At 69.7% G+C, this 12,841-nt stretch carries 11 protein-coding genes; all 11 read left to right on the forward strand.

The window, feature by feature from the left end; all coding sequences use genetic code 11:
• Positions 1-49: 49 nt before the first annotated feature.
• The 11 genes from FGL25_RS03420 (at position 50) to FGL25_RS03470 (ending at position 12,840) form a co-directional block, all read left to right on the forward strand.
• Positions 50-526 carry a division/cell wall cluster transcriptional repressor MraZ gene (locus FGL25_RS03420; RefSeq protein WP_046653154.1) on the forward strand — a complete coding sequence of 159 codons (477 nt, stop codon included), beginning with the start codon at positions 50-52 and terminating at the stop codon, positions 524-526.
• A complete protein-coding gene (gene rsmH, locus FGL25_RS03425) occupies positions 523-1,485 on the forward strand; it encodes a 16S rRNA (cytosine(1402)-N(4))-methyltransferase RsmH (RefSeq protein ID WP_138140956.1) in 963 nt (320 codons plus the stop codon). The genes FGL25_RS03420 and rsmH overlap by 4 nt, the downstream gene beginning before the upstream one ends.
• A complete protein-coding gene (gene ftsL, locus FGL25_RS03430) occupies positions 1,482-1,880 on the forward strand; it encodes a cell division protein FtsL (protein WP_003165840.1) in 399 nt (132 codons plus the stop codon). Before rsmH ends, ftsL begins: the two co-directional genes overlap by 4 nt.
• Positions 1,877-3,655 carry a peptidoglycan D,D-transpeptidase FtsI family protein gene (locus FGL25_RS03435; RefSeq protein ID WP_003165839.1) on the forward strand — a complete coding sequence of 593 codons (1,779 nt, stop codon included), beginning with the start codon at positions 1,877-1,879 and terminating at the stop codon, positions 3,653-3,655. Before ftsL ends, FGL25_RS03435 begins: the two co-directional genes overlap by 4 nt.
• On the forward strand, positions 3,652-5,109 hold the full coding sequence (locus tag FGL25_RS03440) for a UDP-N-acetylmuramoyl-L-alanyl-D-glutamate--2,6-diaminopimelate ligase (RefSeq protein ID WP_138140957.1): 1,458 nt from the start codon (positions 3,652-3,654) through the stop codon (positions 5,107-5,109). Before FGL25_RS03435 ends, FGL25_RS03440 begins: the two co-directional genes overlap by 4 nt.
• Positions 5,102-6,541 (forward strand): UDP-N-acetylmuramoyl-tripeptide--D-alanyl-D-alanine ligase, encoded by a 1,440-nt coding sequence (locus tag FGL25_RS03445; RefSeq protein ID WP_138140958.1) that lies wholly within the window; start codon positions 5,102-5,104, stop codon positions 6,539-6,541. Before FGL25_RS03440 ends, FGL25_RS03445 begins: the two co-directional genes overlap by 8 nt.
• Entirely contained in the window at positions 6,541-7,650 is a 1,110-nt protein-coding gene (mraY, locus tag FGL25_RS03450; RefSeq protein WP_003165834.1) for a phospho-N-acetylmuramoyl-pentapeptide-transferase, read from the forward strand. The genes FGL25_RS03445 and mraY overlap by 1 nt, the downstream gene beginning before the upstream one ends.
• Before the next feature lie 4 nt (positions 7,651-7,654).
• Positions 7,655-9,175, forward strand: a complete 1,521-nt coding sequence (murD, locus tag FGL25_RS03455) for a UDP-N-acetylmuramoyl-L-alanine--D-glutamate ligase (protein WP_138140959.1) — start codon at positions 7,655-7,657, stop codon at positions 9,173-9,175.
• Positions 9,172-10,353 carry a putative lipid II flippase FtsW gene (ftsW, locus tag FGL25_RS03460; protein ID WP_046653161.1) on the forward strand — a complete coding sequence of 394 codons (1,182 nt, stop codon included), beginning with the start codon at positions 9,172-9,174 and terminating at the stop codon, positions 10,351-10,353. Before murD ends, ftsW begins: the two co-directional genes overlap by 4 nt.
• Positions 10,354-10,366: 13 nt before the next feature.
• Positions 10,367-11,452 carry an undecaprenyldiphospho-muramoylpentapeptide beta-N-acetylglucosaminyltransferase gene (murG, locus tag FGL25_RS03465; protein WP_138140960.1) on the forward strand — a complete coding sequence of 362 codons (1,086 nt, stop codon included), beginning with the start codon at positions 10,367-10,369 and terminating at the stop codon, positions 11,450-11,452.
• A gap of 257 nt (positions 11,453-11,709) precedes the next feature.
• Positions 11,710-12,840: a mechanosensitive ion channel family protein gene (locus FGL25_RS03470; protein WP_138140961.1), complete on the forward strand. Its 1,131-nt coding sequence runs from the start codon at positions 11,710-11,712 to the stop codon at positions 12,838-12,840.
• The last annotated feature ends 1 nt before the right edge of the window (position 12,841 follow it).

Consider the following 12,841-nt stretch of genomic DNA (forward strand, 5'->3'; position numbering starts at 1 on the left):
TTCTTCAACGGATTTCAGGGACGGGCCGCAGGGTTCGATAGGGCAGGGCGTGTTTCTCTCGACCTACGAGAAGCAGCTGGACGGCAAACGCCGTCTCCTGATCCCTCAGGAATTCCGCACGGCCGAGAACGGCGCTGAGCACGGCGTCTTCTGCTTTCCCTCCATCGAAGCCGATTGCCTGGAAGCGGGCGGCGACAAGCTGTTCGCCGAATATCGCGCGGTGATCGAAAGCCTGCCCTTCGGCGATCCGTACCGCTCGGCGCTGGAAGCCTCGATCTTCGGCGAGCAGAAACCGCTGGCCTATGACTCGGGCGGGCGCATCACCCTGCCGGAACATCTGTGCGCCGAGGTCGACCTGTCGGACACGGTCGTCATCTACGGCGTCGGCGAGCGCTTCCAGATCTGGAACAAGGACAAGTGGGCCGCGCACCGCGCCGAGCAGCGCCGCATGGCGCGCGAGGGCTTGAAGCAGTTCGGCGAGATGCGGCGTCAGGCGATGGCGGCGAAGACCGGAGGGGCGGCATGACCTCTCCGCACGCCCCCGTCCTGCTGGCCGAGGTGATCGAGGCGCTGGCGCCCAAGGCGGGCGATGTGATCATCGACGCCACCTTCGGCGCGGGCGGCTATACGCGCGCCATTCTGGAGCGTGGGGCCGAGGTGGTGGCGCTGGACCGCGACCCGACGGTGCAGCCGTTCGCGGACGCCGTGGCGCGCGATTTTCCCGGGCAGTTCCAGCTGATCCGCACGCCCTTCTCGGGGCTGGCCGAGGCGTTTGAGGAGAGCGGCAAGGCCAAGCTGGACGGCGCCGTCTTCGACATCGGCGTTTCGTCCATGCAGCTGGATCAGGCTGAGCGCGGCTTTTCCTTCATGCGCGACGGGCCGCTGGACATGCGGATGAGCGATGAGGGCGCGACCGCCGCCGATATCGTCAACACCTGGGACCACGGGCCGCTGGCCCATATCTTCAAGCTGTACGGCGACGAGCGCCAGTCGGGCCGGGTCGCCACCGCCATCCTGCGTCGCCGGGTCGAGCAGCCCTTCACCCGCACCCTCGATCTGGCCGAGGTGGTGGAGAAGGCCCTGGGCGGGCGCCGCGGCGCCGCCATCCATCCGGCCACACGGGTGTTTCAGGCCCTGCGCATCGCCGTTAACGACGAGTTGGGCGAGCTGGAGCGCGGGCTGGAGGCGGCCGAGGCGACGCTGGCGCCGGGCGGACGGCTGGTGGTCGTCACCTTCCATTCGCTGGAAGATCGCATGGTCAAAGCCTTCCTGACCGAGCGCACGGGCAATGCGCCGGGCGGATCGCGCCATGCGCCGGTCGCGGTCGAGACGCGCAAGCCCAGCTTCGACCTGTTGTTCAAGGGCGCGCGCGAAGCGGGCGAGCCCGAACTGGCCTCCAACCCTCGCGCCCGCTCGGCCAAGATCCGCGCGGCCGTGCGGACGGACGCCCCGGCCTGGGGCGCGATGAAGGGGAGGGCCGCATGATCGCCATGCCCGCCCCCATCAAGCGCCTGTTCGAGTGGAAGGTGCGCGGCGTGCGCTGCGTCGAGATCATCGGCGTGGCCTGCGTCCTGGCGCTGGTCTTCTCGGTCTATATCGCCAAGGCGGCCGCCGCCCGTGAAAGCGCCGAGATCAGCAGCCTGGAGCGCGACATTCGCGAGAACCGCGAGCGGGTGCGTCTGCTGCGCGCCGAGGTCACGCGCCTGGAGCAGCCCGCGCGGCTGGAGGCCCTGTCGCGCGAGATCGGCCTGGGTCCGGTCGATGTGAAGAAGCAGGCGGGCGAGGCGGCCCTGCCCGCGATCGCGCCCCCGCCGGCTGAAAAGCTCGCCGCCGCGCCCGTCGCTGCATCTGCGGCGTCTGCTGCGGGGGCCGTGCAATGAGCGTGCATGACCATCACGGCATGGGCTATCGCGGCCGCCCGCAGGCGACCTTCGGCGGCGCCGTTTCGGCCTGGGGGCGCTGGGTCGCCTCGATCGTCTGGAATCTGGAGCATTCGTTCGAGCGCGCCCGCGCCGACGCCCGCCCGGAAGAAGACACCCGCGTCCGCATCTTCCTGATCATGGCGGCCTTCTGCGCCGTCTTCGCCTGCCTGGCCCTGGGCGCGGCGCACGCGGCCCTGCTGGCGCCTGCGCGCGGGGCGGGGGCGGGCTTCCATCCCGGCGCCCTGACGCGCGCCGATCTGGTGGATCGCAACGGTCAGCTGCTGGCGACCAACATCACCCACTACGGCCTCTACATCGACCCGCGCGAGGTCTGGGACATTCCGGCGGCCAAGGCCCAGCTGCGCCGCGCCCTGCCGCGCATTTCGGCTGCGCGTCTGGACCGGGTGATGAGCGGCGAGCGCCGTCTGATCGCCCTGAACGGCCTGACGCCGTCCGAGCGTCGGGCGGTCCACGCCCTGGCCCTGGGCGGAGTGACGTTCGAGCCGGAAGACCGTCGCGTCTATCCGCTGGGAAGCTCGGCCGTGCACCTGATCGGTCGTTCGGACACGGGCGGCCAGGGCGTCGCGGGCGCCGAGTTGGCCTTCGACCAGGAGATTCGCGCGGCGGGCGCCGCCAGCGAGGACTTCCCCCTGTCCATCGACCTGCGGGTTCAGGGCGTGGTCGAGAACGAGCTGGCCATCGCAGCCGAGGAGCACAAGGCCAAGGGCGCCGTTGCCGTGGTCGCCGACGTGCAGACGGGCGAGATCCTGGCCATGGCCTCGTGGCCGACCTATGACGCCAACCGCCGCAACGCCGCGCCGGAAGAGGCCACGCTGAACCGCGTCGTCTCGGCCCACTATGAGATGGGCTCGGTGTTCAAGAGCTTCACCGTCGCCGCCGGCATCGACACCGGCCGGGCCGACATGAACACCCTGTTCGACGCCTCCCAGGCGCTGCAGATCGGCAAGCGACGCATCACCGACTTCCACGCCACCAACAAGGTGCTGACGCTGGAGGAGGTCTATCTGCATTCGTCCAACATCGGCACCTCGCGACTGGCGGTCGAGATGGGCGGCGATGTGATGCGCGACTATTTCCGCCGTCTGGGCCTGCTGGACGCCGCCCCGATCGAGCTGAAGGAATCGGCCGCCCCGCCCAAGGTCAGGAAGTGGGACGACAGCACCCTGGCATCGCTGTCGTTCGGCTACGGCATCATGGTCACGCCGATCCAGTATGTGTCGGCCTATGGCGCGCTGGTGAACGGCGGGCGCTATGTGCCGCCGACCCTGCGCAAGGGCGGGCGTCCGAACGCCCAGACGCATCAGGTCGTCTCGCCCGAGACGTCTGCCGTCATGCTGGACCTGATGCGCCGCAACGTCACGCGCGGCTCGGGCCGGTTCGCCGACGCGCCGGGTCTGCGCATGGGCGGCAAGACGGGTTCGGCCAACAAGCTGGTCAACGGCCGCTATAATCCGGCGGTGGCCGTCGGCTCCTTCGCCGGGGTCTTCCCCGCCGACGGGCCGGTGGACGCCAAGCGCTACACCGTCTTCGTTCTGATGGACGAGCCGGGCGTCTATCCGCGCACCGGCGGCTATGTCGCCGCGCCCGCCGTGGGCCGCATCGCCGACCGCATCGCGGGCTTCCTGGGCGTCGAGCGTAAGGCCGACCGCTGGTCCACCGCCCTGGGCGAAAAGATCCCCGAGTTCCAGGACGTGGAGGGCGACGGCCGATGAGCCAGCTGCGCCTTTCCGAACTGCTGCGCCGCGACGTGGCCTCGGACCCGGAGATCACCGCCGTCACCGCCGACAGCCGCCAGGTCGTGCCCGGCGCCCTGTTCGTCGCCCTGCCGGGGACGCAGGCCGACGGCCGCGCCTTCATTCCGCAGGCCCTGGCGAAAGGGGCCGCCGCCGTGCTGGCGCCGTCGGACACGCCCGCGGGCGCGGCGCCGGTTCTGGTCGGATCGGGCGACGTGCACCGGGCCTACGCCATCGCCGCGCGAGCCTTCTACGGCGCCCAGCCGCGCACTTGCGTCGCGATCACCGGCACCAACGGCAAGACCTCGGTCGCCAACTTCTGCCGCCAGATCTGGGCAGGGCTCGGCCTGAAGTCGGCCAGCATGGGCACCCTGGGCGTCGTCGGCCAGAAGGGCGACAAGACCTACGCCCTGACCGGCCCCGGCCTGACCAGCCCCGACGCCGCCGAGGCCGCGCGCCTGCTGGCCGAACTGGCCCGCAAGGAGGTGACGCACCTGGCGCTCGAGGCTTCGTCCCACGGCATCGACCAGCGGCGTCTGGACGGGGTGGCGATCAAGGCGGCGGGCTTCACCAATCTGACGCAGGACCACCTCGACTATCACGGCACGATGGAGGGCTACCGCGCCGCCAAGATGCGTCTGTTCGAGGCCTTGCTGCCGCGCGGGCGCACGGCGGTGCTGAACGCGGATTCCGACGTCTATTCGGCCTTCGCCTCGGCATCGATCATGGCCGGGCTGGGCGTGATGGGCGTGGGCGAGCGCGGGCGCGACCTGACCCTGCTGGCGCGCCGGGCGACGCCGGAAGGCCAGCGCCTGACCCTCGATGTGCGCGGCCGGGTGCATGACGTCCTGCTGCCGCTGGCGGGGGCGTTTCAGGCGTCGAACGCCCTGGTGGCGGCGGGCCTGTGCATCGCCGGCGGCGAAGACCCCGACCGCGTGATCCCGGCGCTGGAGCTGATCCAGGGCGCGCAGGGCCGCCTGCAACGCATTCCCGGCGGCGCGCGCGGTGGCGAGGTCTATGTCGACTACGCCCACACCCCCGACGGGCTGGAGACGGTGCTGAACGCCCTGCGTCCCCACGCGACCGGCCGTCTGATCGTCGTCTTCGGCGCGGGCGGCGACCGCGACCGGGCCAAGCGTCCCCTGATGGGCGAGATCGCCGGGCGTCTGGCCGATACGGCCATCGTCACCGACGATAATCCGCGTTCCGAAGACCCCGCCGCCATCCGCGCCCAGGTCCGCGCAGGCTGCCCCGACGCGCTGGAGATCGGCGACCGCCGCGAGGCCATCCGCCACGCCGTATCCCTGATGCGCGAAGGAGATGTGGTCGTGATCGCCGGAAAAGGGCATGAACAGGGACAGATCGTCGGCGGGGTCGTGCATCCCTTCGACGACGCCGCCGAAGCGACCGAAGCCCTGAAAGACCATGCCTGACGCTCACACGCCGCTCTGGACCGCCGAAGCCATCGCCTCGGCGACCGGAGGTCGGCTTCATGGACCCGACGCATCAGTCTCGGGCCTGACCTACAACAGCCGCGAGATCGCGCCGGGCGACCTGTTCCTGGCCCTGCACGGCGCGCGCGACGGGCATGAGTTCGCCGAGGCCGCCTTCGCTGCGGGCGCGGCGGTTGCGCTGGTCGACCGGCCGGTCGAGGGCGGGCCTTATGTGCTGGTGCCCGACACCCTGAAGGGGCTGGAGGCGCTGGGCGTCGCCGCGCGCGATCGCGCCCGTCTGCGCGGCGCCGTCACCGGCAGCGTCGGCAAGACCAGCGTGACCCAGGCGATCAAGGCGGGCCTCGATCTGGCGGGATCAAGCCACGCCTCGATCAAGAGCTACAACAACCATATCGGCGTGCCGTTGACGCTGGCGCGGATGCCGCAGGGCACGGACCGCGCCGTGTTCGAGATCGGCATGAACCATCCGGGCGAGATCGGGCCGCTGTCGGCCTTCGTGCGCCCGCACGCAGCCTGCGTCACCACGGTCGGGCCGGTGCACATCGAGGCCTTCGCCGACGGCGAGGCGGGCGTGGCGCGCGAAAAGGCCGCCATCTTCGAGGGGCTGGCGCCGGGCGGGATCGCCGTGGTCAACGCCGCTGACGCCCATGCCGACATCGTGCGTCAGGGCGCGGAAAAGGCCGGGGCCGTGGTGCGGACCTTCGGCCATGATGCGGGCTGCGACGCGCGCCTGCTGGACTTCGTCGCCGATAGCGAGGGCGCGACCGTCACGGCCGAGCTGGACGGACAGCGCATCGAATATCGGCTGGCTCAATCGGGCGTGCACTGGGGGCTGAACAGCCTGTGCGTCATTCTGATGCTGCAGGCGCTGGACGTGTCGCTGGATACGGCGTTGCAGGCGCTGGCCGGGTTCCAGCCGCTGGCCGGGCGCGGGCAGGAGCGGACGGTGGCCGTCCCCGGCGGCGCCTTCACCCTGATCGACGAGAGCTACAACGCCAATCCGCTGTCGATGAAGGCGGGCTTCGTCAGCCTGGGCGCCAAGCCGGTGGGGCCGGGCGGCCGCCGCGTCGTCGTCCTGAGCGACATGCTGGAGCTGGGCGAACACAGCCGCGCCCTGCACGAAGGGCTGGCCCCCGCCATCGTCGCCGCCGGGTTGGACGTGGTGCATACGGCCGGGCCGCAGATGCGCCTGCTGCATGACGCCCTGCCGCCGTCGCTGCGCGGCGAGTGGCGCGCGACCGCCGCCGAACTGGCCGCCGAGGCCGCCCTGCTGGTGCAGCCGGGCGATGTGGTCATGGTCAAGGGCTCGAACGGGTCGAAGGCCTCGCTGGTCGCGGCCGCGCTTGCAAATCTCGGCGTGGCCGAACAAGAGGCGCGCGTCGCCGCCGAGGCCCAAGGGAAGTCCGCCTGATGTTCTATCTGCTCTATCTCTACTACGCGGACATCGCCCAGGAATATCCGCTGCTGCACCTGATCCAGTATCAGACGGTGCGCGTGGCCCTGGCCATGGCCACGGCCATGATCGTGGCGGTCGCCATGGGCAGCCGCTTCATCAACTGGATCCGCGCCAAGCAGGGCCGGGGCCAGCCGATCCGCGACGACGGCCCGGTCTCGCACCTATCCAAGGTCGGCACCCCCACCATGGGCGGGCTGATGATCCTGGCGGGCATCGGCGTGGCCGTGCTGCTGTGGGGCGACCTGACCAACCCCTATATCTGGATCGTCTCGGGCGTGACGGCGGCCTTCGGCGTGCTGGGCTTCATCGACGACTACGCCAAGGTGACGAAGCAGACCTCGGCCGGGCTGACGTCCAAGCAGAAGTTGTTGGCCCAGACGGTCGTGGCCGTGATCGCCGGCGTCCTGACCGTGCTGTGGATGACCCATTCCCCGACCTCGCCGGGGCTTGAGACCTCGATCGCCTTCCCCTTCCTGAAGGCGGTGCTGCTGAACATCGGCTGGTTCTATGTGGCCTTTGCGGCCTTCACCATCATCGGTTTCTCGAACGCGGTGAACCTGACGGACGGGCTGGACGGCCTGGCCATCGTGCCGGTGATGATGGCGGCGGGCGCCTTCGGCATCATCAGCTATCTGGTCGGCAACTTCCTGTTCGCGGACTATCTGCAGGTCCACCACGTGCCCGGCGCGGGCGAGCTGGCCATCTTCTGCGCCGCCATCATCGGCGGGGGCATGGGCTTCCTGTGGTATAACGCCCCGCCGGCCAAGATCTTCATGGGCGACACCGGTTCGCTGGCTCTGGGCGGCGCCCTGGGCTCGATGGCCGTGGCGACCAAGCACGAGCTGGTGCTGGGCATCGTCGGCGGCCTGTTCGTGGTCGAGGCGGCCTCGGTGATGATCCAGGTCGGCTACTTCAAGCTGACGGGCAAGCGCATCTTCCTGATGGCGCCGATCCACCACCATTTTGAGAAGATGGGCTGGCCGGAATCGACCGTCGTCATCCGTTTCTGGATCGTCGCCGCCATGCTGGCGCTGCTCGGTCTGGCCACGCTGAAGCTGCGTTGAGCCGATGATCCCCGTTCCCGGCTTCGAGGGGCGTCGCGTTGCGGTCTTCGGCCTGGGGCGGTCGGGGATCACGGCGGCGCGCGCGCTGCAGGCGGGCGGGGCCATCCCCGTGCTGTGGGACGACGGCGTCTCGGGTCGGATGCAGGCCGAGGCGGAAGGCTTCCTGGTCGAGGATCTGACGCGGGCCGACTGGTCCGGGTTCGCCGCCCTGGTGCTGTCGCCGGGCGCGCCGCTGACCCATCCCAAGCCGCACTGGAGCGTCGAGCGCGCTCATGAGGCGGGCGTGCCGGTCATCGGCGATGTGGAGCTGTTCGCGCGGGCGCTGGCCGCCTTGCCGCAAGGTGAGCGGCCGCGCGTGGTCGCCATCACCGGCACCAACGGCAAGTCGACGACCACGGCCCTGATCGGTTGGGTGCTGAAGCAGGCGGGCCTCAGCGTCCACATCGGCGGCAATATCGGCATCGGGGTGCTGGCCCTGCCGGAGCCGACGGCGGATGCGGTCTATGTGATCGAGGTGTCGTCCTATCAGCTGGATCTGACGACGGGCTTCGCGCCGGATGTGGCCATCCTGACCAATGTGTCGCCGGACCATCTGGACCGCCACGGCGGGATGGAGGGCTATGTCGCCGCCAAGCGCCGGATTTTTCAGGCGCAGGATGGTGAGGCGCTGGGGTTGATCGGGGTGGATGAAGAATGGGGCCGGAAGGCTGCCGCGGACCTGCGCGCGCAGGGGCGGCGAGTGGAGACGGTCGCCAGTCTTCCTTCTCCCCTTGTGGGAGAAGGTGGCTCGCGCAGCGAGACGGATGAGGGGTTGCTCTCCGTGTCCGACGGCGCTGCTGTTTCCTCTGTCGGCGAAACCCCTCATCCGAGCCCTTCGGGCCCACCTTCTCCCGCAAGGGGAGAAGGGTATGGGGCGGCGGCGGGCGTGTTGACGGCGGGCGGCGACGTGCTGGCCGATCTGACCGCCGCGCGGTCCTTGCCCGGTCGGCACAACGCCCAGAACGCAGCCTTCGCCTATGCGACCGCGCGGGCGCTGGGCGTGTCGCATGAGGCGGCGGTGGAGGGCCTGCTGACCTTCCCCGGCCTGTCGCACCGGATGGAGGCTGTAGGGCGGCTTGGTTCTGTCCGCTTCATCAATGACTCCAAGGCCACCAACGCCGATGCGGCGCGGCAGGCGCTGGCGTCCTACCCTGCCGTCTTCTGGATCGCGGGGGGCAGGGCCAAGGACGGCGGCATCGACAGCTTGCACGACCTCTTCCCGCGCGTGACCAAGGCCTATCTGATCGGAGAGGCGGCGGACGCCTTCGCCGTCACTCTGGCCGACACGCCGCACGTCGTGGCGCACACGATGGAGCGGGCCGTCGAACTGGCCGCCGCCGACGCGGCCGCAGCCGGGGGCGAGCAGGTGGTGCTGCTGTCGCCCGCCTGCGCCAGCTTCGATCAGTTCCCCGATTTCGAGGTCCGGGGCGAGGCGTTCCGCGCCGCCGTCCTGAGCCTGGGCGCACGGCCGGAGCCCGCCGCATGACCCACAACAGCTACAGCCATCCCTTTTCGCGCAACGACCAGAGCCTGATCGCGCGCTGGTTCTGGACGGTGGATCGCGGCCTGCTGGGCGCGGCGCTGACGCTGGTGGGGCTGGGCGTGGCGCTGAGCTTCGCCTCCAGCCCGGCGGCGATCCTGGCTGATGAATCGATCAGCGATCCCTTCCACTATTCGTGGCGGATGATGGTCTTCTCGACCATGGGGCTGATCGCCATGCTGAGCGCCTCGCTGCTGTCGCCGCGCGGGGTGCGGCGGATCGCGGTGCTGGCGCTGTTCTGCGCCATCGTGGTCATGGCGGCCCTGCCCTTTATCGGCGATACGGTGAAGGGGGCGGCGCGCTGGATCAATCTGGGGCCGTTCAGCCTGCAGCCGTCCGAGTTCGCCAAGCCGGGCCTGATCGTCTTCGCCGCCTGGATGTTCGCCGAGGCCCAGAAGGGCGAGGGCGTGCCCGGCGTCAGCATCGCGTTTGGCCTGTGGGCGCTGACGGTCGGCCTGTTGCTGATCCAGCCGGATATCGGCCAGACCTTGCTGATCACCACCACCTTCATGGCCGTCTTCTTCATGGCCGGGGTGCCGCTGAAGTGGGTGGCGGCGCTGGCGGCGGTCGGCGCGGGCGGGGTGGTGTCGCTGTATTTCATGTTCAGCCACATGCGCGACCGTCTGAGCCGCTTCCTGTCGCCCGAGACGACCGACACCCACCAGATCGACCGCGCGTCCGAGGCGATCCGCGCCGGGGGCCTGGTCGGGCGCGGCATCGGCGAGGGGGTGATGAAGCGCCACGTCCCCGACCTGCACACCGACTTCATCTATTCCGTCGGGGCCGAGGAGTTCGGCCTGGTGCTGTCGCTGATCATGATCGGGCTTTACGCCTTCATCGTCATTCGCGGGATGAGGAAGGCGATGAAGCTGAACGACTCCTTCGAACAGACGGCGGCGGCGGGGCTGTTCATGCTGATCGGGCTGCAGGCCTGCATCAACATCGCGGTGAACCTGAACCTGATCCCGACCAAGGGGATGACCCTGCCCTTCATCAGCTATGGCGGGTCGTCCATGATGGCCATGGGGCTGACGATGGGGTTCGCCCTTGCCCTGACCCGGCGCCGTCCGGGCGCCTATGAACTGGGGTCGAACGTCAACCCGCGTCGCCGCCTGCTGCCGTAAGAGAGCACTATCTATGACCAAGGTCTGCGTCGTCGCCGCCGGGGGCACCGGCGGCCATATGTTCCCCGCCGAGGCGCTGGCCCGCGAGATGGCGGCGCGCGGCTGGCGCGTGGTGCTGGCCACCGACAGGCGCGGCGAGCAGTACGCCCACGCCTTCCCCGCCGAAGAGCGGCTGGCGCTGGATGCGGCGACCGGGCGCGGTCCCATCGGCCTGATGAAGGCCGGGCTGGCGATCCTGAAGGGCGTGGGGCAGGCCAAGGCGGCGTTCCAGCGCACGGGCGCGGACGTGGTGGTGGGCTTCGGCGGCTATCCGTCGGCGCCGGCCCTGCTGGCGGCGGTGACGACGCGCCGTCCGACCGTGATCCATGAACAGAACGCCGTGCTGGGCCGCACCAACCGCTATCTGGCGCCCAGCGTGGGCGTGATCGCGGCGGCCTTCCCGACGCTGGGCCGGGCGCCGAACAAGGTGAGGGATCGCGTCCAGCTGGTCGGCAATCCGGTGCGGCCGGACATCCGCGCCCTGTTCGACCGGGCCTATGCCGCGCCGACGGACGGCGGGCCGATCCATGTGCTGGTGACGGGCGGCAGCCAGGGCGCCCGCATCCTGTCCGAGACGACGCCGCGCGCGCTGGCGGCCCTGCCGGAAGCTATCCGCAATCGGCTGAAGGTGCAGCAGCAGTCGCGGCCTGAGACGCTGGAGACCGCGCGCCAGATCTACCTCGACGCCGGGATCGAGGCCGAGGTCGCCCCCTTCTTCCGCGACATGGCGGATCGGCTGTCGAAGGCGCATCTGGTGATCGGGCGGGCCGGGGCCACGACCTGTTCTGAGCTGGCGGTGGCGGCCCTGCCTTCGGTGCTGATCCCGCTGAAGATCGCCATGGACGACCATCAGACCCTGAACGCGCGGGCCCTGTCCGAGGCGGGCGCGGCGACGGTGATCGCCGAGGACGACCTGACGGTCGAGAGCCTGACGGCGGCGCTGACCGCCATTCTGTCCGATCCGGCGGGGTTGGCGGCCATGTCGGCGGCGGCGCGATCCGTGGCGATCCCGGATGCGGCGCAGCGGCTGGCGGATCTGGTGGAGGCGGCGGCGTCCTGAACCCTCTCCCGGCGGGAGAGGGCTTGAGCTTCGGAGAGCCGAAGGCGATCCGCCAAGCGAAAGGGTGAGGGGCTTGTCCTGTCAGTCGGCGTAAGCCGTCGCTTGACCGGCCAGTTGCGGCCTTCGGCCGACTTCACCCGCGAACCCTCACCCTTTCGCGCAAAAACGATCGCTAACGCTCTCGTGCGCTCAAGCCCTCTCCCATCGGGAGAGGGATGCGGGATGACGTGGCTGTTTGGGCCGTCTAACCTCCCCCCATGCCTCAGTTCGTCACCAATCTGACCAACACCATCTTCGCGCTCTGGCGTCAGTTTCACTGGCTGCCGGAATGGGCGGTGATCTCAATCATCACCGTGGTCTTCGTCTTCATCGGCTGGGCGGCCAATCAGGTGGTCTTCGCCCTGCTGAAGCTGGCGGTGCGCAACCGCGACGAGTTCTGGAAGGGGATGCTGAAGCGCGCCCGGCTGAAGGTGCGGATCGCGGTGATGATCATCGCCCTGGCCCTGGCCGTCACCGTGTCGCCGCTGGACCCCGAACCGTCGCTGTTCATCCGGCGCAGCCTGTTGTTCGGCTTCATCCTGGTGTGCGGCTGGATGCTGGCGGGCGCGGTGGACATGGGCGCCATCGTCCACCTGAAGAAGTTCAACATGGAGGCGGAGGACAACCTCTACGCCCGTAAGCACGTCACCCAGACGCGCATCCTGCAACGGGTCGCGGCCATCCTGATCGGCCTGATCACCCTGGGGCTGGCGCTGCTGACCATTCCCGGCGTCAAGCAGTGGGGCCTGTCGCTGCTGGCCTCGGCCGGGGTGGTCGGCATCGTCGCCGGTCTGGCGCTGCAGCCCTTCCTGACCAATCTGATCGCGGGCATCCAGATCGCCACCGCCCAGCCGATCCGCCTGGACGACGCCGTCATCGTCGAGGGCGAGTGGGGCCGGGTGGAGGAGATCACCTCGACCTATGTAGTGGTCAAGCTGTGGGACTGGCGACGCATGGTGCTGCCGCTGACCTACTTCATCCAGAAGCCGTTTCAGAACTGGACGCGCGAGGATTCGCGCCTGATCGGCGTGTCCTTCCTCTATGTGGATTACGAGGCGCCCATCGATCGGCTGCGGATCAAGCTGGAGCAGATCGCTCACGCCTCGCCGCACTGGGACGGCGACGTGGTGGCCCTGCAGGTCACGGACGTCACCGAGCGGACGGCCCAGGTGCGCTGCCTGACCAGCGCGCGCAACGCCTCGGTCGCCTTCGACCTGAGGGCCGAGGTGCGCGAGAAGATGCTGGCCTTCATGCGCGACGAATGCCCCGAGGCCCTGCCGCGCGACCGGATGGATTTCGACCGCGAGCGCCGTCGCCCGGCGCCGCGCCCGACCGGCTACGAAGAATAGG

Source organism: Brevundimonas vancanneytii, assembly GCF_901421975.1.
Classification (GTDB): domain Bacteria; phylum Pseudomonadota; class Alphaproteobacteria; order Caulobacterales; family Caulobacteraceae; genus Brevundimonas; species Brevundimonas diminuta.

What these genes read in the sequence shown, in the direction of transcription:
- FGL25_RS03440 (WP_138140957.1), top strand. Translation starts at nt 3,652, where the DNA reads ATGAGCCAGCTGCGCCTTTCCGAACTGCTGCGCCGCGACGTGGCCTCG.
- mraY (WP_003165834.1), top strand. Translation starts at nt 6,541, where the DNA reads ATGTTCTATCTGCTCTATCTCTACTACGCGGACATCGCCCAGGAATAT.
- ftsL (WP_003165840.1), top strand. Translation starts at nt 1,482, where the DNA reads ATGATCGCCATGCCCGCCCCCATCAAGCGCCTGTTCGAGTGGAAGGTG.
- FGL25_RS03445 (WP_138140958.1), top strand. Translation starts at nt 5,102, where the DNA reads ATGCCTGACGCTCACACGCCGCTCTGGACCGCCGAAGCCATCGCCTCG.
- rsmH (WP_138140956.1), top strand. Translation starts at nt 523, where the DNA reads ATGACCTCTCCGCACGCCCCCGTCCTGCTGGCCGAGGTGATCGAGGCG.
- ftsW (WP_046653161.1), top strand. Translation starts at nt 9,172, where the DNA reads ATGACCCACAACAGCTACAGCCATCCCTTTTCGCGCAACGACCAGAGC.
- FGL25_RS03470 (WP_138140961.1), top strand. Translation starts at nt 11,710, where the DNA reads ATGCCTCAGTTCGTCACCAATCTGACCAACACCATCTTCGCGCTCTGG.
- murD (WP_138140959.1), top strand. Translation starts at nt 7,655, where the DNA reads ATGATCCCCGTTCCCGGCTTCGAGGGGCGTCGCGTTGCGGTCTTCGGC.
- murG (WP_138140960.1), top strand. Translation starts at nt 10,367, where the DNA reads ATGACCAAGGTCTGCGTCGTCGCCGCCGGGGGCACCGGCGGCCATATG.
- FGL25_RS03435 (WP_003165839.1), top strand. Translation starts at nt 1,877, where the DNA reads ATGAGCGTGCATGACCATCACGGCATGGGCTATCGCGGCCGCCCGCAG.